Source organism: Gordonia crocea, assembly GCF_009932435.1.
Taxonomy (GTDB): domain Bacteria; phylum Actinomycetota; class Actinomycetes; order Mycobacteriales; family Mycobacteriaceae; genus Gordonia; species Gordonia crocea.
On record NZ_BJOU01000017.1, the window covers coordinates 219,043 to 242,775 of the forward strand.

A 23,733-nucleotide genomic window follows, 5' to 3' on the forward strand; every position below is an offset into this window, starting at 1 on the left:
GTTGGCTGCAGCATCCCCTCCGGGGGCTCATGCGCCGATGTAGTTTAGTGGTAGAACATCAGCTTCCCAAGCTGAGAGTGCGGGTTCGATTCCCGTCATCGGCTCCAATAATCGCTGGTCAGAGCGCCAAATGTGCGATAATCGGTCCGTGGCAACACTCCGAGGCAACACGCGCCGGGTAATAATGCAGGTCGATCTGCACGCCCCCTACCCGCCAGGCGGCAACTGATGGCATCCATACAGTGCTCACGTCACTCACTCTGACGGGTTGTCAAGAAGTCCTCACACGCGGACGGGGCCAATCTTGTCCCTGCGCGATAGTGACCAACGCCACGGAGCCAAACCGGACAATCCGCACTACTCTTCCCCTCGCCGCTATTGATTAGGTAAGGCTAAGGAAAGTCTAGGGTTTGATGAGGGTCTTGAGTTCACTTCTGGCAGCGCTTGCCGCGCTCGTCGCGACACTGCTGGTGGTGCCGGTGGGAACCGCGGGGGCAACCCCCGCCACCGGAATCCAGAACAACGCCGGTCGCGTTTCGCTGACCCCGAACGGCAAGTCCATCGTGGCGACGCTGACCAACGGGACCTTCCGTCCCGCCGGTGATGTGCTCGCCGTCGTCGACAAGTCCGGCCGCGTCATCGACCGCGTGCCGCTGACGGCCACCGTCGAAGGCACCCTGGTGCGCGTCGCCCCGGTCCTGGCCGCCAACCGCACCTCGGTCACGCTGACGCCGGTCGCGGTCGCGAAGAAGCAGAAGCCGCAGTCCAAGGGAACCAACCCGCGCGGCAACCAGAAGGCCGCCCCCACGGGCGGAAAGCCCAAGAGCGCCCACCCGAAGGACAAGAAGGGCAAGAAGGGCAAGTCCAAGCGCATGACCAAGGGTCAGGCGTGGGATGCGATGTGGGACCAGCTCAAGGCCGACTGGCCGTGCGCCTCGGGCTACATCGGCGGCGGCGCGCTGCTCGGCGCGGTCATCGGCGCCGTCCTGGGCTTGGTGATCTTCTCGCTGGTCTTCGCCGCCTACGGCGCATACATCGGCGCCTACATCGGCACCATCGTCGGTTACACCGAATGCAACAAGGGTGCGGGCCGCAAGGCCTACGAGAAGTGGATGGCCACTCCGTAGTCCACAGGGTTCGAGTCGCGGGCCGGGTGTCGCAGCAGCGGCACCCGGCCCGTTGCCGTCCGGCGTTGCCCATCCCCATCCAACGTTTGGCCCGTCCGGGACGTCCGTCGCGTCAGGAGAGCTCGTCGGCCCGGTACCGGATCATCCGCTCGATGAGGTCCCACGGCATATCGCGATCCAGCGGGAACTGCACCGACCCCGTGCCCTGCTTGTACCCGGCCAACTCGTCGGCGAACGGTTCCTGCCCGCTCGGGGTCGCATACAGCCCGATGTGTTTGGCGTAGCCGGCGTAGTAGACGAGGGGCTTGCCGTTGAGTTTGTAGGCGGGCATGTCGTAGGCGATCGATTCCGCCGCATCCGGCGCGATCCGGGTCACGGTCGCGCGCAGGCGCTCCAGGCGGGCCCGGGTGTCCCCGTCGAAGCGGGTCAGGTACTCGTCGACGTCGGCGGCTTTGTCCATCGCCCTATCGTGGCACGACATCGCGGCGGTCGATGTACTCCACATAGCCGCGGCCGGCGATCTCGCGCCCCCGCCAGGTCGAGGTGTGGCGGAAGCCGCTGACGAAGCCGGTGCCCAACCCGTAGGTGAACGGGGTGTCCATCTCGGCGCGCAGGTCCAGCCACACGTCGCCGCCCCGGTCGCGGACCACAAACCGGGTCGTGGCCGGGACCGCCATGTCGATGCCGTACGGCGTCGGTGCGGGCTCGTCGCGCAGCGAGGTCACCTCGAAGGACACGTCGTCGAACCGGGTGCCGTAGACGGTGCGCGAGCAGTACAGCGCCGTCGACATCAGCGGTTGACCGCCAATCCCGTACTGGCTCAACAGGATCTGGTTGTTCTCGTCGAGGTTGACGATGTGGTAGACGAAGTAGTCCAGCGGAGCTTTCACCGACGGCGGCAGCGGTGTCTTGCGCGCCACGTACGGACTCGGGCAGGCGCCGTACTCGAAGGCGCAGATCCCTTCGGCCGGCGTGGCCACCCCCTCGTGGGTGAACGTCCCCCGGTAGTCGGTGAGCAGGCTCAGGTGCCGGTAGACCGGCGTGCGGAAGAACCAGTTCACCTTGTCGTGGCACGTCAGCTGCAGATCCACGTCGACTCCGCCGAGCCGCCCGGGGACCGTGTACTCGGGGTACCCGCCGGCGATCGTCAGGTCGTCGCCGAAGCGGACCAGCGAACCGTCGGGGTTCGACGTGAACGTCTCGCCGATCGCGTAGTTGCCGAAGTGGTCCGGGTACGACGCGGCGGTCCCGGCGACCACCGCGGCGTTGCGCCGGGGCGGCGCTACCAGCGCCGCATCGTTGTCGAAGGCGACCGATCCGGTCGCACCGACGAGGGACATCACCGAGAAGAACCGGTGCGGTTCGGGCAGGTCCGGAATCATGATGCCGTAATGGGTCCAGCCAAACCGCCGCGAATCGGTATGTGGCACAAGGAGATCGGCGTCGGTGAACGGTTGACCGTCGGAAGCCTGGGCCCGGTCGACGGTGCGGATGAGCGATCCCAGGCCGACGCGCAGGCCACTGCTGACGAGATGATGCACGCCTCCACTCTGGCAGAGCCCCGGCCAAGACTTCACGAGACTGCCGCAGTCGCGACCATACTGAGCACTGTGACCCACACCCTCGCCGACGTGTTGCCGTCGGTGGCCGCCGCGCTGCACGACGATGGCGACAACCCCTTGGCCGTCGCCCCGGCCCGAGACATCGTCGTGCTCCTCGTCGACGGCCTGGGCGCGCGGCTGTTGGAACGCCACCGCGCCACCGCCCCCACCCTCGCCGGCGCCGCCCGCGCCACGCTGCGCGCCGGATTCCCGGCGACCACCGCGACCAGCATCACCAGCCTGGCGGTGGGTGCGCCCTGCGCGGTGCACGGGATCATCGGCTACAGCTTCGGGCTCCCCGCCGACGACGGCCGCGAATCCTTCAACGCATTGCGCTGGCGGACCGGCGGCGCCGAGGGGCCCGACGCGCGGCAAACCCATCCGCCCGAGCAATTCCAACCGGTGACCAGCGCGGTCCAGCACCTGGCCGCCGACGGGGTCGGCATCCACTACGTGGTGCCCGGCTACCAGATGACCTCCGGGTTGACCCGCGCCGCCTTCCGGGCCGAGGGCGCCCTGCACGCCGCCGACGACCTCGCCGCGGTCCGCGCCGGAATCCTCGAGGTCGTCGCTCACGACGGCACCGACCGCCGATTCGCCTACGCCTATCACCCAGCCCTGGACATGAACGGCCACCTATTCGGTGCCGAGTCACCCGAATGGCTGGCCGAGTTGGCCCGCGTCGAGGCGGTGGTGGCCGACCTGATGACCGACCTGCCCACCGACGCGACGCTGTTGGTCACCGGCGACCACGGGATGGTCAACGCCGGCACCGTCGTCGACCTCGACGGCGAGGCGGCTTTTCGCCGCGACGTCGAGTTGATCGCCGGCGAGGCCCGCGTGCGACACGTCTACGCGGCGGCCGGGGCGGTGTCCGACGTCGCCGATCGGTGGCGCGGGCTCCTCGGGTCGCGCGCCCGGGTCGCCACGCGGGAACAGGCCCTCGACGAGGGCTGGTTCGGCCAGTCACCGGTGGGCGCGGTGGCCCGCGATCGGATCGGCGACCTCGTCGTCGCCGCGCAGGCCGACACCGTGATGGTCTGCCCGGCCGACGAGCCGCTGGAACCGGCGATGGCCGGGCACCACGGCTCGTGGACCGACGACGAGCAGCTCGTCCCGCTGATCGCTAGCCGGTAGTCGGGTTGCGGCGGGACCCGGTCCGCCAGCGCAGTTCCCCGATGGCCTCGTAGCCCCACATCGTCAGGTAGGCCAGCGCGAGGAATGCGGCCACGGCGATGCCCACGCCGGTGGATTGGACCGAGGAGAACGGGGTGCTCACCCAGTCGTAGGTTGCGGAGACGACGTCGCCGGGCCGGTGGATCAGGTCCCACGAGTTCCACCGTTGGAAGCGGCCGATGACCACCCCGACGGCGCACAGGGCCACCGTCGCCGCCATCGCCAGCCACCCGGCGACCGAACCGAACTCGACGGTGAGGCGGCGGTGCACCAACCGCATGGACACCACGCCGAGCATGAGGCCGGTCCACGCGGCGAAGCCGTATTGCAGCACGTGTCGCCACAGCTCGTAACCCTCGCGCAGATGCACCAGATCGGTGACCAGGTAGGGCGCATTCGGCAGGAACGCCAACCACGCGATCCCGATCGGCACCAACCAGATGCGACGGCGCACCGCGGCGAACCCGACCGCCAGCACCAGCGGGATCCACGCGAGGAACAGATTCCAGATCAGGAAGCGGCTCGGATAGGACAGCGGCGCTTCGGGATCGGTCACCCCGAGAACGACGGTGAGCACCGTCGTACCCGCGAGGGCGGCGACCATCACGAGTGCACGCAGGTACGGCAGCGCAGTCGATCGCGACGGGCCGACGGCCGACAGGTCAACGGGAGCGGTCATGGCGACCACCGTAGCCAAACCGGGCCGGATGAGTAGTTCTGCGGTGTCGGCTGTTCGCACGGGCTGCGACGGTGGATCTATGACCGAGACCCCTGACCTTCAGCGCGCTGCGCACATCGGCGCCGAGCTGCGCACGATCGCCGAACGCCTCGCCGCCGTCACTGCGGAGTTCGCCGCCTTCTCGACTTCGCTGGCGCCGGCACCGCCGGCTGCGGCGGGTGCGCCCATGCCGCCGCCGCAGGCGCAGCCCTACCCGACCCTCCCCGCCGGGTACGGGCCGGCGGCCCCGGGATACCGCGTCGCCCCTCCCCCGCCCTACCCGATGGCCCCGCAACCCGTTCCCCACTCACCCCTGCCTCAACCGCCCCTTCCCCAACCGCCGCTGCCCCGCCCGCCGAGTACGCCGCTGTCGGAACGGCTCGCGCAAGCCGCCGAACGCGGTGTCATCGGCAAGGTGCTCGCCGCTATCGGCGTCGGGATCACCCTGATCGGCGTCGTGCTGCTCTTGGTCCTGGCCGCCCAGGCGGGCCTGCTGCGCCCGGAGATCCGACTGGCCGGCGGCATCCTGCTCGCCGCCACCCTGGTCGGCACCGGGGCGTTCATCGGCCGACGGGCCGACAAGCGCAGCGGTGCGGTCGCGCTGGTGGCCACCGGCATCGCCACCGGCCTGTTCGTCGTCCTCGCCGCCGCCGCCATCTACGACTGGCTGCCGACGATCCCGGCACTGGTCGTCGGCGGTCTGGTCGCCGGCGGCGGCCTGTGGTTCGCGCACCGGTGGAACAGTCTGGCCCTGGGCTTGATGGTGTCGATCCCGGTGCTGGTCTTCGCCCCCATCGTCACCAACGGTGTCAACGAGATCCTGATCGCCTTCCTTCTGGTCTACGCGGCCGCGACCCTGTGGCTGCAGGTCGGCCGCGACTGGTCGTCGCTGTACGCCGTGAACACCGCTGCGACGACGATCCCCGTGGTGGCTGCGGCGACGACCCTGGTCTCGATGCCGACGTGGTTCGTCGCGCTGGCCCTGGTCCTCAATGTCGTGGTGGCCGTCGGCTCGGCCCTGCTCCTGCTGCCCGGCAGTTCGACGAAGGATTGGCTGGGCCTGGTCTCGACGGCGTCCGCCCTGCCGCTGCTGGCCGCCCCGCTCGCGCTCACCGCCCCCCTGGAGTGGATCGTGCCGGCCGTGGGTGCCGCCGTCCTCGCCGCCGCCGCACTGGTCACGACGGGCCGAGCGAGCATCGGCTACGGGCCCCGGGCCACCTGGATCGTCGCAGCCGCCATCTTGTCGGCGTTCACCGCGCTCATCGCCGTCGACATCGCGTTCGCCGTGCCGACCGCCCTGGTCGCCGCGATCGTGATCGGCACCGCCGCCCTCGCCGCCGGAGATCTCCGCCGCGTGCTCCTCACCGTCGCGTCACTGTGCGCCCTCGGCGGCCTGCAGGCCCTGCTGGCCGACCACGGACTCGAGCAGCTCGTCGCCCCGTCCGATCTGGGTACCGCGGTCCGCGTGTCGATCCTGCTCGGCGTGATCGCCGGGATCATTGCAACCACCGTGCTCACCTGGGCCTGGGCACGCGAGTTCCCCCGGCGCGACGACTGGCTCTGGATCACCGGAAGCCTGGTGAACCTGTGGCTGGTCACCCAACTCTGCGTGGCGGTGGCCGCCCTGGTGACCGACGGTTCCGTGCACGGCTTCCGCACCGGGCACACGGTGGCCACGCTGATCTGGTTCGCCTGCGCCGCCGCGGCCCTGCTGTGGTCCCGACGTCTCGACGGGCCGACGCGGTCGGTCTCGCTGGCCGCCGGACTCGCCCTCATCACCGGCGCGGTGGCGAAACTGTTCCTCTTCGACCTGGCCGCTCTCGACGGGGTGTTCCGGGTGATCGCCTTCCTCGTCGCCGGGATTCTGCTGCTGGGCCTCGGCGTCGCCTACGCACAGCGACTCACGACCCGAGACCCTGCCGGGCCCGACGAGGAGCCGGCCACCGCGGCGCCGCTCGGCAGTGGTCCGATCGGATGACGGTGCGGGCGGTCGGCGCCGGACACACTAGGCTTCCGGCCCATGAAACTGCGCGTTCTGATCATGTCCGCCGCCCTGGCCACCGGCGCACTGGCCGGCACCGTCGCCGGAATCACCGCTCAGGCCGAGGCCAGCACCCCACGGCTCGGCGCGTCCTGCTCGGTCTCCGAGATCGGCACCTTCGCCCGCACCGCGAACGGGAAGAAAGTCCGCTGCACCTCCACCGGCGCCTCCGGCGTCAAGTGGGTACCGGTCGCCCAACCGGCCGCCCAGTAGGACCGGTGCGTCGCACCTACCCGGAATGGGAGGGCAAGACGCAGACCGTGTCCAACCCGAGGACCCGGTTCAACCGGCCGAAGGCCAGCCACGAACCCAGGCACATCGACAGTTCGACGATCTCCCGGTCGGTGTAGAGCGCGCGCATGCGCGACCAGAACTCGTCGTCGATCCCGTGGTGGTCGAGCGCATAGCGCTCGGCGTACTCCGCGGCGATCCTGGCTCGATCGTCGAGGGCCCCGCTGGTGCGCCACTGCCGCACCTCGTCGTCGAAGCCGGCCTCGACCTTCTGCCCGTCGCGCTCGGTGCGCCAGTCCTGGCAGAACACGCACCCGTTGATCTGGGCGATCCGTAACCGGGCGGCCTCGAACTCGCGCAGCGGCAGCGTGCTGTGTTCGTAGACGCTGGTCGCCGCCGTCGCGGCTGCCGGGCCGATGCCGGGGACGAGCTCGCCCCACACGTACGCGATCGGGTCCTTTCCTTCTGGGACGTCGAGGAACATGATCAGGCCTCCACCTTCTCGTCGGCGACGGTGCGCAGGTAGGCGCTCGGCGTCAGCGGGACGTCGAGGCCGTCGTAGATTCCCGGCGCCGCTGCGCGCAACCACGGGATGGCGTTGACGAGTCGGTTGGCGGCGGTGGCGTTGCCACCGGCCGATCGGTTGCCGTCCTCGTCGGTGGCCTCGATGGTGATTTCGATCCGCGGCCGGCCGTCGATGATCACCCGGTGGGCACCGGCACCGCCGTCGGCCGGGGTCGGCCACTCCGGCGCGATGTCGCCGGTGATCCGTGTGACGTGCTCGACGACGATGACGGGTCGGCCGTCGACGATTCCCTGGACCTCGAAGCGCAAGGCACCCTGCGTGCCCGCGCCGAACTCGCCGAGCGCGGTGGTGACGTCGGCCGACAGGGGCAGCCGGTCGACGACTTCGCGCACCTCGTCGACCTCGATGCCCAGCGCCCGGGCGATCAGTTTCACCTGCCCGCCCCACACCATCGTCGGGACCCCCGCGGCGACCATCGGCGGGTCATAGTCCATCGGCTGGCCCATCCCGACGAGGTAGCGGACCGAGTCCTCGGCGTCGTAGGTCGAGTAGTCGAAAATCTCTTGGCAGCGCACCTGCTCGACGGTGGCGGCAAGACCGCTCGCCAGCACGGGCAGCAGGTCGTTGCCCCAGCCCGGGTCGATCCCGCTGACGAAGAGCGACGCTCCACCCTCCCGACAGGCCCGCTCGACGGGGTTGCGCATTTCCACGGGTGCGTTGCGGTGGTCGTAGAGCGCGTAGACCGACGGGGTCACCACCACGGCGCCGGCGGTCAGGGCGCGGCAGATGTCGGCGACCGCGTCATCGGGGCGCAGTTCCCCCGATGCCGCATAGGCGACGGCGTCGACCTCCGCGAGCGCGGCGAGGACGTCGGTGGTGGCTCCGACGCCCAGTTCCCGATCGAGCCCGGCAAGCTCGCCGGCGTCCCGGCCGGCCTTGTCCGCGTCCGAGGTGATCACGGCGGCGAGCCGCAGTCCCGGGTGCGCGGCGACGGCCCGGATGGCGGCCCGTCCGACGTTGCCGGTGCCCCACACGGCGACCGGGATCACCGAGTGGAACGTGTTCTCATTCGCCATACCTCGCGAGCATATGCGGCACCCGAGCGCGCCACGCCCAAAACAACCAGGCGGGCACCGCCGGGACCCGTCCGCCCGGCTAGCAGGTGCTGGGCGCAGGCTTCCCGTCGAACCGATCCTGCAGGTAGTTGAACGCCGGCAGCAGTCCGATGACCGCCGCACTCATGTGGTCCGGCGACGGGGTCAGCAGGCTCTGCACGCGCACGCCGGCGCGGCAGTAGCGGCGGGTGGTGTAGTCGATCGACGCCACCGGGATGAGCACGTCGGTCGGGCTGTGCCACTCGAAGATCGGCATCGTGGGGACGCCCCGGTAGAGCGAGAGGCTGTTCTCCTCGACCTTGCTGCGGGCGGTGCGGTCGTAGAAGATCTGCTTCCCGCCGATCGCGACCTGCTTGGCGCTGTGCCCCGCCCCGACGCGCAAGATGTCGTTGGTGCAGGCGTTGCGCAGCTCGCTGTACATCTGTTTGCCCAGCGGGGAGAGGAAGCGGCGCATCGGGATGGCCGCGGGGTATTCGCGCGACATGCCGATGGCGGCGGCGAACGCGAGCCCGAAGGCCGGGTGCGGGTTCTCATAGCCGAGTCCCTCGGCCATCTTGACCAGGTTCATCGGCACCCCGCCGTAGGCGGCTCCGGCGATCTTGAGGTCCTTGGCATAGGTGGGCTGCAGCGCTGCGGCCCACGCGGTAGCCATGCCGCCGCCGGAGTAACCGGCCATCGCCACCCGGCTGTGTCGGGCTGCCGCCGGCCGGAACTGCTTGACCGCGCGGATCCCGTCGAGGGTGATCTGGCCGCCGAGTTTGGCCGCGCCGTAGGCGCTGCGCGGGCCGAGGTGGTCGGGAATCGCCACGGTCCAGCCACGCTGCAGCGCGATGTTCAGCCCGGGCGCCTCGCGGATCGTCAGGTTCGGGTCGGTGGTCCACAAGGCCTGCGACGGGGCGCATTGCAATCCGGTGGCGTTGACGACGTGTTGGAAGGACAGCACCGGACCATTGGCCGCTCGGCGATTTGGCACCAGCACCGTGGTCACGGCGGCAATCGGCTCACCGCGGGAATCGGTGCTGCGGAATTTCACCTGGTAGGTGCGGATGTCGAAGAATCCCTGCGGATTCGAGCGCGACCGGGTGGCGAGAATGTCACCGTTGCGCTTCTTGTCCAGGTTGTTGGGCTTGCGGTAGAAGGAGTCCGGCAGTGGCGTCGGCAGCGCCGCCGGGTCCGGCTCCACGGGTGCGGCCTGCACCTTGGCGGCGCCGATTCCCGACGCGACCAGCGCGAATGCCAGCACGAGGACTGCCGCCGCACGATTGTGGCGAACCTTGTTCAACCCATTCATCAACGTTTCATCCGCCTTTGACTCGGCCCCCGACCAAGCATCAACGGTGGGTGACGCAGCTGACATTGTCAAAGCCGACAATGTCGCTAAATCCGGCGCAATCAACCTCGGAATAGCCGCCGAACTGCAGTGTTATCCATGGTTAACACGGAATTAGGAAACTCGAATTCTCATAGTTACGAAACTGAGACAGTAATGGTGAATGACATCTTTACCATGATGGCATTCCCATTGGGAAACGCATCGTTTCGAATCGCTATCGCGGATCGTCGTCCGATCCGCACCGCCGTGCCCGAATTCCGCGCACCATGAAAACAAGGCCCGTGCGGCAGATCGGGGCTGGCACACTGCTCGGCATGCGCAGGGTCATCACCATGGTCGCAGCGATCGCGGTGGCCGCGACGCTGCCCGCCACCGCCGTCTCGTCGGCCGCCCCGGAACCGCGCCCCGTCGTCGACCTCGCGGGGTCCGACGCCACCGGCCGGTGCACCACTCTCGACGGACTCGCACCGGGCCGGTTCCAGTTGAAGGCCGCCGGATTGGGCACCTACTTGGCATACCGCGACGGCCGGTTCCTCACGGGTTCGCCCGGCAAGGCCCGATTGACCACCGAGCCGTCTCCAGCGTCGATCTGGCGCGTCACCGGGCAGGGCGGTCAGACGGGGCACGGCGGGCCGACCCGGTGGCAGTCGGCGACGGGCGCCGCCACCCTGGTCCGGGTGCGCGACGCCGCCGGATGCCGACCGTTCCCCGAGGCCCAGGTGAACGTCGCCGGCGCTCCGTTCAAAGGGACCGGTACCGACGGGAATCTGCGCGGCTTCGTCGACTCGCATGCGCACCTCACGTCGTGGCAGTTCCTCGGCGGGAAGCTGCACTGCGGTGCACCGTTCAGCCCCTACGGGATCGCCGTTGCCCTGCGCGACTGTCCCGACCACGAGCCCAACGGTTGGCCGGCCGTCAGCGAACACATCCTGTCGCGACCGGGCCCGCACGACACGTCGGGGTGGCCGACCTTCACCGGGTGGCCGCGCTATGACTCGCTGACCCACGAGCAGACCTACTACCGCTGGATCGAACGGGCCTGGCGGTCCGGTCTTCGCGTCGTCACCAACTACTACGTCCAAAACCGGGTGCTGTGCGAGCGCTACCCGTTGCGCAACCAGCCGTGCGACGAGATGGAATCGGTGCGGATCCAGCACCGGCTGCTGCACCGCCTGCAGGACTACATCGACGCCCAAGCCGGCGGCCCGGGCAAGGGCTTCTTCCGAATCGCGACCAGTGCCGCGCAGGTCCGGTCGATCGTCGCCGCGGGCCGGCTCGCGGTGACCCTCGGAGTGGAAGTCTCCGAGCCGTTTGGCTGCCGGTCGGTGAACGATCGCCCCCACTGCACGCGCGCCGACATCGACCGCGGCCTCGACGAACTGAAGGCGATGGGGGTGCGCCAACTCATCCTCACCCACAAGTTCGACAACGCGCTCGGCGGTACCCGCTTCGACCAGGGCACCACCGGCGCCGCGGTCAATGCCGGACAACTGCTGTCCACCGGCCACCCCTGGCAGGTGGAACCGTGCCGCACCGCCCAGCACGACAACCCGGTGCTCGGCTACCCGCGCGGCCGCTGCAACATCCGCGGACTCACCCCGCTCGGTGCGTACACGGTGAACGCGGTGATCGCGCGGCGCCTCGCGATCGACGTCGACCACCTGAGCGTCAAGACGGCCACGGCGGTCCTCGATCTGGCCGCCGCCCACCGCTACCCCGGCCTGGTCTCGTCGCACACGTGGACCGACAAGACGAACTACCGCCGCATTCTGGGTGCGGGCGGTTTCGTCGGCCTGTTCGCCACTCCCGCCGAGGCCGAACACGGGGAGACCGGACGCCACGGCGACCTGCCGCCGGACTTCCTGTCGGCGTGGCGCGTGCTGCGGTCGCAGCGGTCGGCCCGGTACTTCTTCGGAGTCGGCTTCGGTCCCGACATGGGCGGGCTGGGCAAACAAGCCCACCCCCGCCCGTCGGCGAAGCGCTCGCCGGTGCGCTATCCGTTCACCGCCGCCGACGGCCACACCCGGATCAGCCGACAGGTCACCGGCCGACGGGTCTTCGACGTGAACACCGACGGCACCGCTCACTACGGCCTGCTCCCGGATTGGATCGAGAGCCTGCGGATCGAGGCCGGGCGCGACGGGCCGACGCTGGTCGCCGACCTGTTCTCCGCGGCCGAAGCCTATGCCCGCTACTGGGAGCGGCTCGAGGCATACCTGTGACCACGGGCAGCCGGTTGGACCGCCGGGTCGTCGGCGCGTATGCGATCGGCAGTGTCGGAACCGGCGGCTTCGGGGTCCTGCCGGGCTTGGTGCTCGCCTACTACCTCACCAACTCGCTGGCGGTGCCCGCGCTCGCCGCCGCCGCCGTCGTCCTCATCCCGAAGCTCGTCGACGTGGGGATCAACCCGCTGATCGGTGCGCACAGCGACCGGCTTCTGCGCCGCCGCGGGTCGCGGCGAGCGGCGATGCTGGTCGGGGCGGTGGCCTTGGCGCCGCTGTTCATCCTCACCTTCTGCGCGCCGGTGACCGACTGGTGGGTGTCGGCCCTGTGGGTGCTGGTCGCCTTCACCCTGACCGCGGTCGCCTACAGCCTGTTCCAGGTTCCCTACGTCGCGCTGCCGGCCGAGTTGACCGGCGACTACGACGAGCGGACGCGCCTCGTCGCGACCCGGATCGCCGTGCTCGCGGCCGCCATCCTGGCGTTCGGCGCGGGTGGGCCGGCGATCCGCGACGCCGTCGGCAAGGCCCACGGCAACGCGGTCATGGCGATCGTGGCCGGCATCGTCATCAGCGCCGGGATGCTGATCGCCACCCTCGGCACCACCGGCCGCCCGACTCTCGGCACCGACAACGCGACCGACGGGGACGGGGCGGCACCGTCGTTCACCGATGCGTTCCGGGCCATCCGCACCGATCACCGCTACCGGGTCTTGGTGGCGGTCTACGTCGTGCAGGCGCTGGCGACCGCGGTCATGCTCGCCGGGGCGCAATACCTGGCGACCTACCGGCTGGACAGTGCATCGGCGGTCCAAGGCCTGTTCATCGCGCTCGTCGCGCCCGCACTGCTGGTGATGCCGCTGTGGTACCGGTTCGGCGAACGACACGGCAAGCTCGCCGGACTGCGCGCGGCCACCGGCCTGTTCTCCGTGGGCGCCCTGGCCCTCGTCGGCACCCTCTGGTGGAGCGGGCCCTGGGTGTACGCCGCGGTGTGCCTGGCCGGGGCCGGCTACGCGGGCATGCAGACCTTCCCGCTGGCGATGCTCCCCGAGGTCCTCGACGCCTACTCGCGGCGCATCGCCCGACCGGCGGCCGGGTCCTTGTCCGGGTTGTGGACGGCGGCCGAAACCGTCGCCCTGGCCCTCGGTCCCGCCGTCTTCCTCCTCGTTCTCGCCGTCACCGGCTTCGTGTCGTCGACCGGCAACCAGACCGTCGCCCAACCCGGGTCCGCGTTGATCGGCATCTCGGTAGGCTTCGCCGCGATACCCGCGCTGCTCGGCGCCGCCAGCCTTCTCCTCCTGCGGCGGTACACCGAACCGACTCCGGAGGTCTCCGATGAGCTCTGACCGTTCCCCATCGCCGTTCGCCGGCGACGCCGATGCCATCCTCGCGCGCCTGCGCGACCTACGGTCCGCCGACGCCCCCACCCACGGCGGGAAGGTGCTGTCCTACGTCTACGACTCCGGGCTGGCCGCACTCGACGAGCTCGCCGCGGCCGCCGCCCGCGCGGTCCAACCCGTCAACGGCCTCGACCCCACTGTCTTCACCTCGGTGGCGATCATGGAGCGCGAGCTGATCACCTTCGCCCGCAACGCTTTTCACGGTCCCGACGCGGTCGGATCGGTCACCTCGGGCGGCACCGAGAGCTGCCTGCTCGCGGTCAAGTCGGCACGCGACCACGGCTCGCACACCGACCGCGGCTCGATCGTCGCACCCACCACCGCCCACGCCGCCTTCATCAAGGCGGCCCACCTGCTCGACGTCGACCTCATCCGCGTCCCGGTGGACCCCGAGTCCACGGCGGTGGCCCCCGAGGCCGTGGCCGCGGCGCTGCGCGAGGACACCTTCCTCATCGTCGCGTCGGCGCCCAACTATCCGACCGGGGTCGCCGACCCGATCGCCGACCTGGCCTCGCTGGCCCTCGACCGCGGGATCGCGCTGCACGTCGATGCCTGCCTGGGCGGCTTCGCGCTGGCCTGGTGGCCCGAGGCCATTGCGCCGTGGGACTTCGCCGTGCCGGGCGTCACCAGCATCTCCGCGGACCTGCACAAGTACGGGTACAGCCCCAAGGGTTCGTCGGTGCTGTTGCACGCCGACCGCGACCGGCATCGCGCGCAGTACTTCGCCACCACCGACTGGCCGGGGTATCCGGTGGTCAACCCGACGCTGCTCGGCTCGCGCTCGGCGGCCGGGCTTGCCGCGGCATGGGCCATCGTCAACTATCTCGGCGACGACGGCTTCGCCACGCTGGTCGCCGACATCGCGCGGGCCGCGTCGGCGCTGCGCGCGACCATCGACGGGATCGACGGGTTGCGCGTCGTCGGCGATCCGGTGGGCCCGGTATTCGCGGTGGCCGCCGATGCCGCGTCGGCGCCGGTCGATCCGCACCGGTGGGCCCGGGCCGTGGGCGAGGCCGGTTTCGAGCTGCAACTGCAGCCGTCGTTCGCCCAGCCCGACGGCACCGCGTTGCCCGCCACCACGCACCTGACGGTGACCCCGGTGACCGAGCGCGTGGTCGACGAGTTGTCCACCGCGCTGGTCGATGCCGCGCAGCGGGTGCGCGGCACCGCACCGGCCCAGCCGCCGGCCGCCCTGGCCGCACTCGCCACCGCCCTCGACTCCGGCGACGCGGTCCTCGACGACCTGTTGGCGCTGCCCAGCGCGGTCACCGGCGAACTCCTCGTCGCGGCCGGGATCGACCCGCACGACGCCGACGGCGAGCTGGACATGCCCGCGATCGTCGCCGCCGTCGAGGCGCTGCCGCGGCCGGTCACGGCGAAGATGCTCACCGAGTTCCTGGCCTTGTTCACCAACCCCGCGTAGCCGGGCGCGCCATACCCGCCGCAGTGCGGGCGACCTGCGCCGTTGCTCGTGTACAAATGTACATGTACGTTTGTACACATGACTCGGACTGCGAAGCGCGCCCCCGCGGACCGCCGCCAGCAGATCATCGCGGCGGCGGCCGAACTGCTCAGCGACGGCACCGGCGGCAAACTGACCCATCGGGTGGTCGCGCAACGGGCGGGCGTCCCGCTCGGCTCGACCACCTACTACTTCGCCACCCTCGACGACCTCGTGGCCCGGGCGGTCGAACACCTGTCGGCGCAGGTCGACGCCGACCTCGACGAGGTGGCGGCCGCCATCGCCGCGAGCGACCGCTCACCGGGCGCGATCGCCGCGCTGATGCACGAGTACCTGCGCGACGCCGACCGCGTCCGCACGGAGATGGCGGTCTACGCGGCCGGCATCGAGCGCCCCGAGCTGCGCGGGCTGAGCCGCCACTGGTTCGACGGACTGGTGGCCATCCTCGCCGAGTTCACCGACGACGAGACCGCGCGGTTGATGTCCGTCTTCGTCGACGGGGTCACCCTGCACGCCTCCCTGTACGACGAGCCCCTCGAACTGTCCGCCATCGAGCGGATCACCCGCCTGCTTCTCGCCGGCCCGACCGATTCGGATCGATCATGACCACCCGATTGCAGACACCCGCGACGAACCCCGACGGCTCGCTCGTCGAGCCGCTGCCGGCGTGGCGCCGCTGGGCCGCCCTCGCGGTCCTGTCGATCGCGCTGCTGACCGTCGTCATGGACCTCACCGTGCTGAACGTCGCACTGCCGTCGATCAGTGCGGAACTGCGCCCGTCGGCGACGCAGCAGCTGTGGATGGTCGACGCTTATTCGCTGATCCTCGCCGGGCTGCTCATCTCGATGTCGGCGTTGGCCGATCGGATCGGTCGGCGCACGATGCTGATCGCCGGCTTCGCCGTGTTCGGCGTCGCGTCCCTGCTCGTCCTCTGGGCCACGACGCCGGCGATGGTCATCGCCCTGCGCGCCCTCCTCGGCGTCGGCGGCGCGATGATCATGCCCAGCACGCTGTCGATGCTGCGGGTGGTGTTCACCGACACCCGCGAACGGACCCTCGCGCTCGGTATCTGGTCGGCGGTCTCGGCGGCCGGTGCGGCGATCGGGCCGATCGTCGGCGGCTTCCTCCTCGAGCACTTCTCCTGGCATTCGGCCTTCCTGGTCAACGTCCCGCCGATGGTGGTGGCGATCGTGGCGGCGGCGGTGTTGCTGCCCGAGTCACGGGTCGCCGACGCCGGCGGGTGGGACCTGCTCGCCTCGGTGCTGTCCATTGCCGGCATGGCCTCGCTGGTGTGGGCGATCAAAGAGTTCGGCAAGCACTACGTGGCCGACGGCCTGGCCAACGCACCCGCCTGGGCCGCGTTGGCACTGTCGGCTGCGTTGCTCGGCTGGTTCGCCCACCGGTGCCTGCACCGCGACGATCCGCTGCTGGACCTGAGGCTGTTCCGGCGGCCGCAGCTGAGCGCCGGCGTCCTCGCCGCACTCTTCTCGATGATCGCCATGGGCGGGGGCATCCTCGTGCTGGCGCAGTGGCTCCAACTCGTGGAGGGCCATTCGCCGCTGCAGGCCGGGTTCCGGCTGTTGCCGTTCGCCGGCGGGGCGGTCGTCACCTCGGTGCTGGCGCGCTGGTTCGTCGACCTGTTCGGCCCGCGGTTGGTGGTCGCGGTCGGCCTCTGGTTGCCCGCCGCCGGGATGCTGCTGATCTATCTGGCACCCGGGTTGTCCTACCCGTGGGTCGCGGCCGGAATGGCGTTGCAGGGTGCGGGCGCCGGTTCGCTGGCGATCGCGTCGGCGATGATCATGTCCGGCAGCCCCCAGGCCAAGGCCGGCAACGCGGCGGCATTGGAGGAGACCGCCTACGACCTCGGCAACGTCTTCGGCGTCGCGGTCCTGGGTACCGTCGCCGCCGTCGTCTACAGCTCCCGCGTCGGCACCGCGGTGCCCGGCGCCGATGAATCGCTGGCCGCGGCCATCGAGATCGCCCGCAGGACCGGTTCGCCCGAACTCACGGCCACCGCAACGTCGGCGTTCACCGACGCGGTGGTCCAGGTCGGCCTCGTCGGCGCGGTTCTGCTCGCCCTGGCCGGTGCCCTGGTCTTCGTCTTGACGCCCAAGAGCCTCGATATCGACGTCCAGCACTGACCGGCGGTCCTACGCTGGGACGATGAGACGTCGGATCGGCATCGTCGTCGCGGCTGCGGCGCTTTTCGTCGGCGCTTGTTCGACCGCGGCACCACCCGAGCCGCCGACGCTCCCACCGGCGTACACGCCGGTCGTCGTCTCCCAGCTCGGAGCACCGACCTTCCCGTTCAAAGGTTCCGACGGCCGGTTCCACCTCGCCTACGACCTGCAGCTGACGAATGCGGCGGCCGTGCCGGCCACCGTCGTGAAGATCGACGTGGTCGACGCCGCCCGCCGCGACCGCGTCCTCGCGTCCCTGTCGGGCAAGGCGCTGGTGGACCCGGGCTGCGACAGCGGGGACTGCAACCGGCTGCGCATGCTGCCCTCGTCGCCGGCCACGTCGACGGTGATCGGCCCGCAGGAATCGCGCGGCGTGCTGGTCGGCATCGAACTGGAGTCGCTGACCGATGCCCCGAAGGCCGTGCTGCACCGGCTGTGGATCACCGGCGCGGCCAACCCGGCTGCGACGACGCCGACCCCGCAGGACTACCTCGCCGGTCGCGTCGACGTGGCGGCCGGCAGCACGCGCACGATCGCCGCACCGGTGCGCGGCCGCAACTGGGTCGCGATGAACGGTTGCTGCGGGATCGGCTCCGCGCATGTCTCGGCCCTGGCCCCGTTCAGCGGCAGCCTCGCCAACACCCAGCGATTCGCGATCGACTGGATGCGGACCAACGACGACGGCGAGTTCGTCACCGGCGAGCCCATCCGCAACGAGAGTTACGCGGGCTACGGGCAGGAGGTGCGGGCGGTCGCCGACGGCACCATCACCTCGACCCTGGACACCATGGCCGCCAACACGCCGGGCACCCTGCCGGCCGCGGACCCCGCTCTCGCCGCAACCATCACCGTCGAAACCGTCGACGGCAACCACATCATCCAAGACCTCGGCGGCGGGGTGTGGGCGGCCTATGCGCATCTGCAGAAGGGCTCACTACTGGTGAAACCGGGCGATCGCGTCAAGGCCGGGCAGGTGATCGCACGGCTGGGCAACACGGGCAATTCCAGTGCCCCGCACCTGCACTTCCAGCTGATGAACGGCCCGCAACTCGTCGGCTCCGACGGGCTGCCCTACGTGATCGGCGAGTTCTCCTACGCCGGATTCATCGGACCGCGCCAACTCGCCGCGATGAACCCCTTCGTCGCCGGCCGCTTCTTCGCCCACCACCTCGCGACCCCGCAACCGCGCCGCGACGAGTTGCCGATGGACGCGGTCATCGTCGACTTTTCGGACTAGGCGCGGACCGTCGACCTCACTCCCGCTCAGGTGTGTGCGTGTGGATCCGGTCGCCGGCGTCGTTGAAGATGCTGAGTACCTCGGCGGGCCGCTTGCCAGCGGCGATCATCGCATGCGGGACGCTGGTGTCGAACTCGGCGGCTTCGCCGCGGGTGAGCACCAAGTCCTGATCGCCCAGGATCAGGCGCAGCCGCCCGGACAGGACGTAGAGCCATTCGTAGCCGTCGTGGACCCGGGGTTCGGGCATCTCCTCGACAGGCAGGTAGGTGATCCGGTACGTCTTCATCGGCGAGCCGACGGGCACCAGCGGGACGATGACCATCCCCGGCCGGTGGATCGCGTCGCGGCGCACCCGCGGATCGGGGACCGACGGCGAAACGAGGTCGTCGAGGCCGACGCCGAGTTGCCGGGTCAACGGCAGGAGCAGCTCCAGACTCGGTTGGCGCTTGCCCGATTCCAGCCGCGACAACGTGCTCGGCGACATCCCGGCACGCCCGGCCAACTCCTCCAACGTCCAGCCCCTGCTGGTGCGCAGCACGCGCAACCGGGCGCCGACCTGTTTCACCTCGTCGATCATCGATCACCTTCCTTGCCAATTCCGCAAGAATACTTGCCACTTCTGTGAATCGGCGCTGCAATGGGCCACATGACACAGAACTGGGATGCCATCATCGTCGGCGGCAGCGCGGCCGGCCTGTCTGCCGCGCTGTTGCTCGGCCGGGCCCGGCGCCGGGTGCTCGTCGTCGACGACGGAACCCCGCGCAACCGCTTCGCCGACCACATGCACGGCGTGCTCGGCTGGGAGGGCGAGTCGCCGGCCGCTCTGTTGGCCCGGGGCCGAGCGGACGTGAGTCACTACGACGTGACCATCCGGGCCGGACGTGCCACCGCGGTCGACGCCGACGATCAGACCGTGACCGTCCACCTCGACGACGGCGACACCGTCGTCGGCCGCGCACTGATCGCCGCGACGGGCCTGACCGACGAGATGCCCGACATCCCCGGCTTCGCCCAGCGATGGGGCAGCTCGGTGCTGCACTGCCCGTACTGCCACGGCTGGGAGGTCCGCGACGGGCGCCTCGGCGTGCTGGCACTCTCGCCGATGGCCGCCCTGCAGGCCCAGCTGATCCGACAGTGGAGCCCCGACCTCACGCTGTTCACCGCGTCGGCGGCGGGCACCCACGATCCGGGCCCGGACGTACGGGCCCGATTGGCCTCCCGGGGAGTCGCCGTCATCGACACCCCCGTCGTCGAGATCCTCGGCGATGACCCGACGACAATCTCGGGCGTGCGTCTGGCCGACGGTTCCGTCGTCGGAATCGACGCGGTCTTCGCCTCGCCGGCCCCCCGTCCCAACGACGCCTTCCTCGAGGGACTGCACCTGGACCGGGCCGACAACCCGATGGGCAACTTCCTCACCGTCGACGGCTTCGGACAGACCAGCCATCCGCTGATCTGGGCGGTGGGCAACATCGTCAATCCGGCTCTGACGGTGCCGATGTCCATCGGTGCCGCCGCGATGACCGGCGGCATGGTGAACATGTCCCTGATCACGCGGGAGTTCGACGCCGCCCAGGTCGGTGTCTGAGGATGGCCGTCGTCTCGATCTCCACCGAACTGCCGCTGTCGGCGGCGCGCGCCCGGGCCATGGCCGCCGTTCCGGAGGTCATGCTGTTCGTCCTCGCCCCGGTCCTCACCTTCTCGATGGAACAGGCACCCCCGCCCGGTGAGGCGGTCACGCCCGGCTTCACCGCGACGGGTCGCGTGTGGTGGCTCGGCGTCATCCCCAGCTGGCGGCACACGATCAGCGTCGTGCGCCTCGACGAGTCAGAGGTCTACACCAACGAGCACGGCGGTCCGGTCGACACGTGGAACCACCGGCTGCGATTCGAGCCGCTCGGCCCGGACCGCTGCCGCTACACCGACGAGATCGAGGTGGCGGACGGGCCGCGCGGGGCGCTGACGCGTGTCTTCGTCCGGCTCATGTTTGCCCACCGCCACCGCCGGTGGCAGACGCTGGCCGCGGTGGTCAACGCGATCGACACGCCCGCCACCTGACCGGCCCGCTCACCCGACGGTGAAGTTGCGGAACAACAGCCAGGCCAGACCCAGTCCGACGAGCAGGTTCACCACGGTCGCGCTGCCGAAGACCACCACCGGTCGCCACCCGGCCTCGCGCAGACCGCGCAACGAGAACTCCAGGCCGATGGCGACGAAAGCGAAGATCAGGAACCAGGTCCGCAGGTCGTTGACCGTGCCGATGGTGGCCTTGGCCCCGCCGAACTGCAGGTACAGGGTTCCGACGATGGAGGCCGTGATGAATCCGAGGACGAACTTCGGGAACCGCTCCCACACCTGGGCGACCCCCACCTTCGTCTCCCCGCTGCGCTCAACCTTGACCGCGAAATAGAGCGTCAACGCGATCGCGACGATCCCGATCAGCGCGTTCTGCGTCGTCTTGACGATCGTGGCGATCTGCAGCGCCTGCTCACCGGCGATGGCGCCGGAGGCGGCCACGGCGGCCGTCGTGTCGATATTGCCGCCGATCCACGCGCCGGCCACCGCGTCGGGCAGGTTCAGTTTGTCCGCCAGCCAGGGCAGCAGGAAGATCGACGGCAGGGCGAAGGCGATCACCAACGACGCGGCATAGGCGATCTGCTCCTTGCGGGCCTGCACCGCCCCCGCGGCGGCGATGGCCGCACTCACCCCGCAAATCGAGACCGCCGAGGCGAGCAGTGCCCGCAGCTTGTCGTCGAGGCCGAGCGCGCCGCTGAGCCACCAGGTGAAGCCGAAGACGACGGTGATGAGCGCCAGCGCCTGCAGGATCGCCGGGCCGGCCGCGGTGACGAGCACCTTGAGGTTGATCGATGCGCCGAGCAGCACGACGCCGGTCTTGATGAAGAACTCGGTCCGGAAGCCGGCGGCCAGCTTCTCGCGCAGACCCAGCTTCGTCAGCACGACGTTGCCGAGCAGGCCCAGGGCGATCGCATAGACCGGGAACTCGACCGTCTCGCCGATCCGCTCGAACGGGGTCTTCTCCAGCCAGCCCGGCACATTGCTCTCAAGGAACCGGGTGAGCGCGCCCAGGAGTACGACGACGAGCACGCCGCCGACCAGCCACGGCCAGGCCCGGTTGACCGCCTCGCCCGACGACCGGTCGGCGCCGGCGGCGGTGATGGCCTCGTTCTCGGTGGGCAGCGACACCGGGGCTGCCTCCCCTCGCGTGGTCACGGGACCAACCCTCCCGGGATCGCCCCGACCAAGACGAGGGCCAACAGCGTCATCCCCGCAATCGTCGCCCACCAGTCCTCGCTGAGCCGGATCGGTCGGCCGCGCTTCTCGTCGCTGTCCGTCATGCCCATGAGGTTACGAATCACCGGGATGCCCGAACACCGTTGCGCTCGTGGCGATTAGAACACCCTCGGTCACGCATCGGCCCACGTAGAAAGACACGGACGAGGTGCACCGTTCCGACCCGGTGAAAACGGACATTCCGTAATGGTGCACGATGCTTACAACGCCCTGGTAAGAGGGCGAACAGGGGAGTGGAGCAGTGCCAAGGAAGCGCGATGTGGCGGGACGCCAAGCGGTTCGGCGCCTGATCGTCGGGGTCTCCGTGGCCCCTTGCCTGTCGGTCACGGCCACGGTCGTCGAAAACGCCGGACCACTGGCCGCCGCCGCGCCGCAGAGGACCCAGCCCCAGAAGCAGCAGCAGACCCAGCCGGGGCAGCAACAACAACGAAGCACGATCCCGACGAACCTCGACCCGACGACGAAGAAGGAGTGCGTCGGTTCCCGGTTCGCCACCCTCGGCGTCATCTTCGAATCAGTCTTCGACGCGCTGCTGCCGATCCTGCCCGCCCAGGTCAAGAAGGATGCCCCGGCCATCAAGGCCAGGGCGCGCGCGGACATGCGCAAGGCCAAGATCTCCACGTTGTGGGTGTCCAACCACCCCTATGACATGGGGGCCAGCGACGCGGACCCGATCATGCGGTACCGCGACCCGATCTCCCAATTCATCGTCACCCAGCTGGTTCGGATCCGTAGCGGCGAAACGTCGCACGCGATCTCCCTGGACAACCTCACGCTGGCGCAAGCCGTCGAAACCGTCTACACCTACCTCTACGTCACCGTGCTGGTTCCCGCGACGATCTTCCGGCGCAGCGTGCCCAAGCTGCTCGACGTCGGGCCGATCGGTCTCGGCACCCTCATCTCGATCCCCATCATCCTGGGCGTGGTAGGGGTCAACCAGCTCTACAAGCGCATGTCGGTGAACCTCACGATGGCGTGCATCGCCTCGGTCACCAAGGCCGAGAAGGAGAACGCCGGCAAGGCCGAGAAGGACCTGCGCTTCGCCTGGGCGGTGCATCCGATGCTGCGCGACGTCGCCAACGAGGTGTCAGTCGCCGACGCGGAGAACTGCCGCCACATCGGCACCCTGCCCCTCAAGCGGATCGTCACCCGCACGTCGAACTTCCTGGCCAAGACGAACCCGCAGATCGCCCCGCAGCTCAAGGACGTGACGCGGCAACTCGAGGTGTACATGCGCAACACGCGCGTGCATCAGAACGCGATCCCCACCGATCCGGCCGATTTCAACACCGCCGAGTGGATCCTCTCGCAGGTCTCCTACATGATCCCCTACGTCGGCGGCGCGCCGATCGAGGCGATCATCGGCCTGCACCGCAACCACCTCGACGGCCTCGACTTCCGCGAGACTGTGCCCCTGTCGGAGCTGACCGTCTCGCACACGATCACCGCGGCGTACTACGCCTACGGCCTGACCGCCCACATGGTGGAGCTCGTCTGGAGCCTCGGCGCACCCGACCCGGCGACCCAGCTTTTCGGCGACATCATCGATCCGGGAATGATCCCGAACCTGCTACCGAAGACCACCGGCATCCTCACCGCGCCGAATTACTATGGGCTCGTGGTGTACCACAACGTGCTCCGTTCGATCTGCCTCGACGAGGACCGCACCGGCCCGAACATCGACAACGGGACGAAGTTCAACCATCGTCGTCGCGGCATCGTGCACTGGTGATCGAGTGACCGGCGAAACCATCGTCGTCACGGTCAAGCCGAACAGTCGCAAGGGGCCGTTGGTCGAGGTTGCCGACGACGGTGCGCTCACCGTCTATGTGCGCGAACCGGCCACCGAGGGCAAAGCCACCAAGGCGGTGGCGCACCTGCTCGCCAAGCATCTCGGCGTCCCCAAGAGCCGCGTCACCTTGATCGCCGGCGCGACGAGCCGCGTCAAACGATTCCGGGTGGACTAACCGGTCCGAGCGGCTGGCGGACCGGAGATTGAACCACGTCCGAATCTCCGGCGCGACAGTCAAAGTCCGGGTGATCGTTAGGTGTTGG

23 protein-coding genes and 1 tRNA gene are annotated in these 23,733 nt (G+C 69.7%); 15 read left to right on the forward strand and 9 right to left on the reverse strand.

Features of this window, described 5'->3' with window-relative positions:
- The first annotated feature begins 33 nt into the window (after positions 1-33).
- Together nbrcactino_RS16265 and nbrcactino_RS16270 are read left to right on the forward strand one after the other, a co-directional pair.
- A tRNA-Gly gene (locus nbrcactino_RS16265) sits at positions 34-107 on the forward strand.
- A gap of 315 nt (positions 108-422) precedes the next feature.
- Positions 423-1,127 carry a DUF8020 domain-containing protein gene (locus nbrcactino_RS16270; protein ID WP_161928514.1) on the forward strand — a complete coding sequence of 235 codons (705 nt, stop codon included), beginning with the start codon at positions 423-425 and terminating at the stop codon, positions 1,125-1,127.
- 112 nt (positions 1,128-1,239) lie between these two features.
- Here nbrcactino_RS16270 and nbrcactino_RS16275 read toward each other — a convergent pair whose 3' ends face one another.
- Together nbrcactino_RS16275 and nbrcactino_RS16280 are read right to left on the reverse strand one after the other, a co-directional pair.
- The gene (locus nbrcactino_RS16275) at positions 1,240-1,587 is read right to left on the reverse strand and encodes an iron chaperone (protein WP_161928515.1); all 348 of its coding nucleotides are present in this window, start codon (positions 1,585-1,587) and stop codon (positions 1,240-1,242) included.
- A 4-nt stretch (positions 1,588-1,591) separates the two neighbouring features.
- A complete protein-coding gene (locus tag nbrcactino_RS16280) occupies positions 1,592-2,668 on the reverse strand; it encodes a DUF6670 family protein (protein ID WP_161928516.1) in 1,077 nt (358 codons plus the stop codon).
- Positions 2,669-2,737: 69 nt separating this feature from the next.
- Between nbrcactino_RS16280 and nbrcactino_RS16285 the strand changes: the two genes are divergently transcribed.
- The gene (locus nbrcactino_RS16285) at positions 2,738-3,865 is read left to right on the forward strand and encodes an alkaline phosphatase family protein (RefSeq protein ID WP_161928517.1); all 1,128 of its coding nucleotides are present in this window, start codon (positions 2,738-2,740) and stop codon (positions 3,863-3,865) included.
- On the opposite strand, the gene nbrcactino_RS16290 is transcribed toward nbrcactino_RS16285, so the two are convergent.
- A complete protein-coding gene (locus nbrcactino_RS16290) occupies positions 3,855-4,532 on the reverse strand; it encodes a DUF1361 domain-containing protein (RefSeq protein ID WP_371864604.1) in 678 nt (225 codons plus the stop codon). The two genes, nbrcactino_RS16285 and nbrcactino_RS16290, sit on opposite strands and share 11 nt — an antisense overlap.
- A gap of 130 nt (positions 4,533-4,662) precedes the next feature.
- Between nbrcactino_RS16290 and nbrcactino_RS16295 the strand changes: the two genes are divergently transcribed.
- Together nbrcactino_RS16295 and nbrcactino_RS16300 are read left to right on the forward strand one after the other, a co-directional pair.
- Positions 4,663-6,600, forward strand: a complete 1,938-nt coding sequence (locus nbrcactino_RS16295) for a DUF2339 domain-containing protein (RefSeq protein ID WP_161928519.1) — start codon at positions 4,663-4,665, stop codon at positions 6,598-6,600.
- Between the two features lie 42 nt (positions 6,601-6,642).
- A complete protein-coding gene (locus tag nbrcactino_RS16300; RefSeq protein ID WP_161928520.1) occupies positions 6,643-6,876 on the forward strand; it encodes a hypothetical protein in 234 nt (77 codons plus the stop codon).
- 16 nt (positions 6,877-6,892) lie between these two features.
- Here the strand turns inward: nbrcactino_RS16300 and nbrcactino_RS16305 are convergent, their stop codons facing one another.
- From nbrcactino_RS16305 to nbrcactino_RS16315, 3 genes are all read right to left on the reverse strand, one after another.
- Positions 6,893-7,378, reverse strand: coding sequence for a carboxymuconolactone decarboxylase family protein (locus tag nbrcactino_RS16305; protein WP_161928521.1), 486 nt, complete (start codon positions 7,376-7,378; stop codon positions 6,893-6,895).
- 2 nt (positions 7,379-7,380) lie between these two features.
- The gene (locus nbrcactino_RS16310) at positions 7,381-8,496 is read right to left on the reverse strand and encodes an NAD(P)H-dependent amine dehydrogenase family protein (RefSeq protein WP_161928522.1); all 1,116 of its coding nucleotides are present in this window, start codon (positions 8,494-8,496) and stop codon (positions 7,381-7,383) included.
- A gap of 79 nt (positions 8,497-8,575) precedes the next feature.
- A complete protein-coding gene (locus nbrcactino_RS16315; protein WP_161928523.1) occupies positions 8,576-9,826 on the reverse strand; it encodes a lipase family protein in 1,251 nt (416 codons plus the stop codon).
- A gap of 356 nt (positions 9,827-10,182) precedes the next feature.
- On the opposite strand from nbrcactino_RS16315, the gene nbrcactino_RS16320 reads away from it, so the two are divergent.
- From nbrcactino_RS16320 to nbrcactino_RS18445, 6 genes are all read left to right on the forward strand, one after another.
- Positions 10,183-12,090, forward strand: a complete 1,908-nt coding sequence (locus nbrcactino_RS16320) for an amidohydrolase family protein (RefSeq protein ID WP_161928524.1) — start codon at positions 10,183-10,185, stop codon at positions 12,088-12,090.
- On the forward strand, positions 12,087-13,433 hold the full coding sequence (locus nbrcactino_RS16325; protein ID WP_161928525.1) for an MFS transporter: 1,347 nt from the start codon (positions 12,087-12,089) through the stop codon (positions 13,431-13,433). The genes nbrcactino_RS16320 and nbrcactino_RS16325 overlap by 4 nt, the downstream gene beginning before the upstream one ends.
- A complete protein-coding gene (locus nbrcactino_RS16330; protein ID WP_161928526.1) occupies positions 13,423-14,910 on the forward strand; it encodes a pyridoxal phosphate-dependent decarboxylase family protein in 1,488 nt (495 codons plus the stop codon). The genes nbrcactino_RS16325 and nbrcactino_RS16330 overlap by 11 nt, the downstream gene beginning before the upstream one ends.
- A gap of 78 nt (positions 14,911-14,988) precedes the next feature.
- Positions 14,989-15,555 (forward strand): TetR/AcrR family transcriptional regulator, encoded by a 567-nt coding sequence (locus tag nbrcactino_RS16335; protein ID WP_161928527.1) that lies wholly within the window; start codon positions 14,989-14,991, stop codon positions 15,553-15,555.
- Positions 15,552-17,090 (forward strand): MFS transporter, encoded by a 1,539-nt coding sequence (locus tag nbrcactino_RS16340; protein ID WP_161928528.1) that lies wholly within the window; start codon positions 15,552-15,554, stop codon positions 17,088-17,090. Before nbrcactino_RS16335 ends, nbrcactino_RS16340 begins: the two co-directional genes overlap by 4 nt.
- Before the next feature lie 22 nt (positions 17,091-17,112).
- Positions 17,113-18,366 (forward strand): M23 family metallopeptidase, encoded by a 1,254-nt coding sequence (locus nbrcactino_RS18445; protein ID WP_161928529.1) that lies wholly within the window; start codon positions 17,113-17,115, stop codon positions 18,364-18,366.
- Positions 18,367-18,382: 16 nt separating this feature from the next.
- Here the strand turns inward: nbrcactino_RS18445 and nbrcactino_RS16350 are convergent, their stop codons facing one another.
- Complete coding sequence (locus nbrcactino_RS16350) at positions 18,383-18,943, reverse strand: helix-turn-helix domain-containing protein (protein WP_161928530.1); 561 nt, start codon at positions 18,941-18,943, stop codon at positions 18,383-18,385.
- Between the two features lie 69 nt (positions 18,944-19,012).
- On the opposite strand from nbrcactino_RS16350, the gene nbrcactino_RS16355 reads away from it, so the two are divergent.
- Together nbrcactino_RS16355 and nbrcactino_RS16360 are read left to right on the forward strand one after the other, a co-directional pair.
- A complete protein-coding gene (locus nbrcactino_RS16355) occupies positions 19,013-19,954 on the forward strand; it encodes an NAD(P)/FAD-dependent oxidoreductase (protein WP_161928531.1) in 942 nt (313 codons plus the stop codon).
- Between the two features lie 2 nt (positions 19,955-19,956).
- Positions 19,957-20,424 carry an Rv1443c family protein gene (locus nbrcactino_RS16360; RefSeq protein WP_161928532.1) on the forward strand — a complete coding sequence of 156 codons (468 nt, stop codon included), beginning with the start codon at positions 19,957-19,959 and terminating at the stop codon, positions 20,422-20,424.
- Between the two features lie 9 nt (positions 20,425-20,433).
- Here the strand turns inward: nbrcactino_RS16360 and nbrcactino_RS16365 are convergent, their stop codons facing one another.
- On the reverse strand, positions 20,434-21,543 hold the full coding sequence (locus nbrcactino_RS16365; protein WP_186343412.1) for a YeiH family protein: 1,110 nt from the start codon (positions 21,541-21,543) through the stop codon (positions 20,434-20,436).
- 50 nt (positions 21,544-21,593) lie between these two features.
- A complete protein-coding gene (locus nbrcactino_RS18400) occupies positions 21,594-21,722 on the reverse strand; it encodes a hypothetical protein (RefSeq protein ID WP_267130412.1) in 129 nt (42 codons plus the stop codon).
- Between the two features lie 215 nt (positions 21,723-21,937).
- Here nbrcactino_RS18400 and nbrcactino_RS16370 point away from each other — a divergent pair, with 215 nt between their 5' ends.
- A complete protein-coding gene (locus nbrcactino_RS16370; RefSeq protein WP_228460984.1) occupies positions 21,938-23,410 on the forward strand; it encodes a hypothetical protein in 1,473 nt (490 codons plus the stop codon).
- Between the two features lie 4 nt (positions 23,411-23,414).
- Entirely contained in the window at positions 23,415-23,645 is a 231-nt protein-coding gene (locus tag nbrcactino_RS18055; RefSeq protein WP_186343414.1) for a DUF167 domain-containing protein, read from the forward strand.
- Positions 23,646-23,733: the final 88 nt, after the last annotated feature.

Excerpts from the sequence above, each read along its gene's own strand:
- nbrcactino_RS16275 (WP_161928515.1), bottom strand. The coding sequence starts at position 1,587 with ATGGACAAAGCCGCCGACGTCGACGAGTACCTGACCCGCTTCGACGGG.
- nbrcactino_RS16295 (WP_161928519.1), top strand. The coding sequence starts at position 4,663 with ATGACCGAGACCCCTGACCTTCAGCGCGCTGCGCACATCGGCGCCGAG.
- nbrcactino_RS16300 (WP_161928520.1), top strand. The coding sequence starts at position 6,643 with ATGAAACTGCGCGTTCTGATCATGTCCGCCGCCCTGGCCACCGGCGCA.
- nbrcactino_RS16305 (WP_161928521.1), bottom strand. The coding sequence starts at position 7,378 with ATGTTCCTCGACGTCCCAGAAGGAAAGGACCCGATCGCGTACGTGTGG.
- nbrcactino_RS16310 (WP_161928522.1), bottom strand. The coding sequence starts at position 8,496 with ATGGCGAATGAGAACACGTTCCACTCGGTGATCCCGGTCGCCGTGTGG.
- nbrcactino_RS16315 (WP_161928523.1), bottom strand. The coding sequence starts at position 9,826 with ATGAATGGGTTGAACAAGGTTCGCCACAATCGTGCGGCGGCAGTCCTC.
- nbrcactino_RS16320 (WP_161928524.1), top strand. The coding sequence starts at position 10,183 with ATGCGCAGGGTCATCACCATGGTCGCAGCGATCGCGGTGGCCGCGACG.
- nbrcactino_RS16330 (WP_161928526.1), top strand. The coding sequence starts at position 13,423 with ATGAGCTCTGACCGTTCCCCATCGCCGTTCGCCGGCGACGCCGATGCC.
- nbrcactino_RS16335 (WP_161928527.1), top strand. The coding sequence starts at position 14,989 with ATGACTCGGACTGCGAAGCGCGCCCCCGCGGACCGCCGCCAGCAGATC.
- nbrcactino_RS16340 (WP_161928528.1), top strand. The coding sequence starts at position 15,552 with ATGACCACCCGATTGCAGACACCCGCGACGAACCCCGACGGCTCGCTC.
- nbrcactino_RS18445 (WP_161928529.1), top strand. The coding sequence starts at position 17,113 with ATGAGACGTCGGATCGGCATCGTCGTCGCGGCTGCGGCGCTTTTCGTC.
- nbrcactino_RS16350 (WP_161928530.1), bottom strand. The coding sequence starts at position 18,943 with ATGATCGACGAGGTGAAACAGGTCGGCGCCCGGTTGCGCGTGCTGCGC.
- nbrcactino_RS16355 (WP_161928531.1), top strand. The coding sequence starts at position 19,013 with ATGACACAGAACTGGGATGCCATCATCGTCGGCGGCAGCGCGGCCGGC.
- nbrcactino_RS16360 (WP_161928532.1), top strand. The coding sequence starts at position 19,957 with ATGGCCGTCGTCTCGATCTCCACCGAACTGCCGCTGTCGGCGGCGCGC.
- nbrcactino_RS18400 (WP_267130412.1), bottom strand. The coding sequence starts at position 21,722 with ATGACGGACAGCGACGAGAAGCGCGGCCGACCGATCCGGCTCAGCGAG.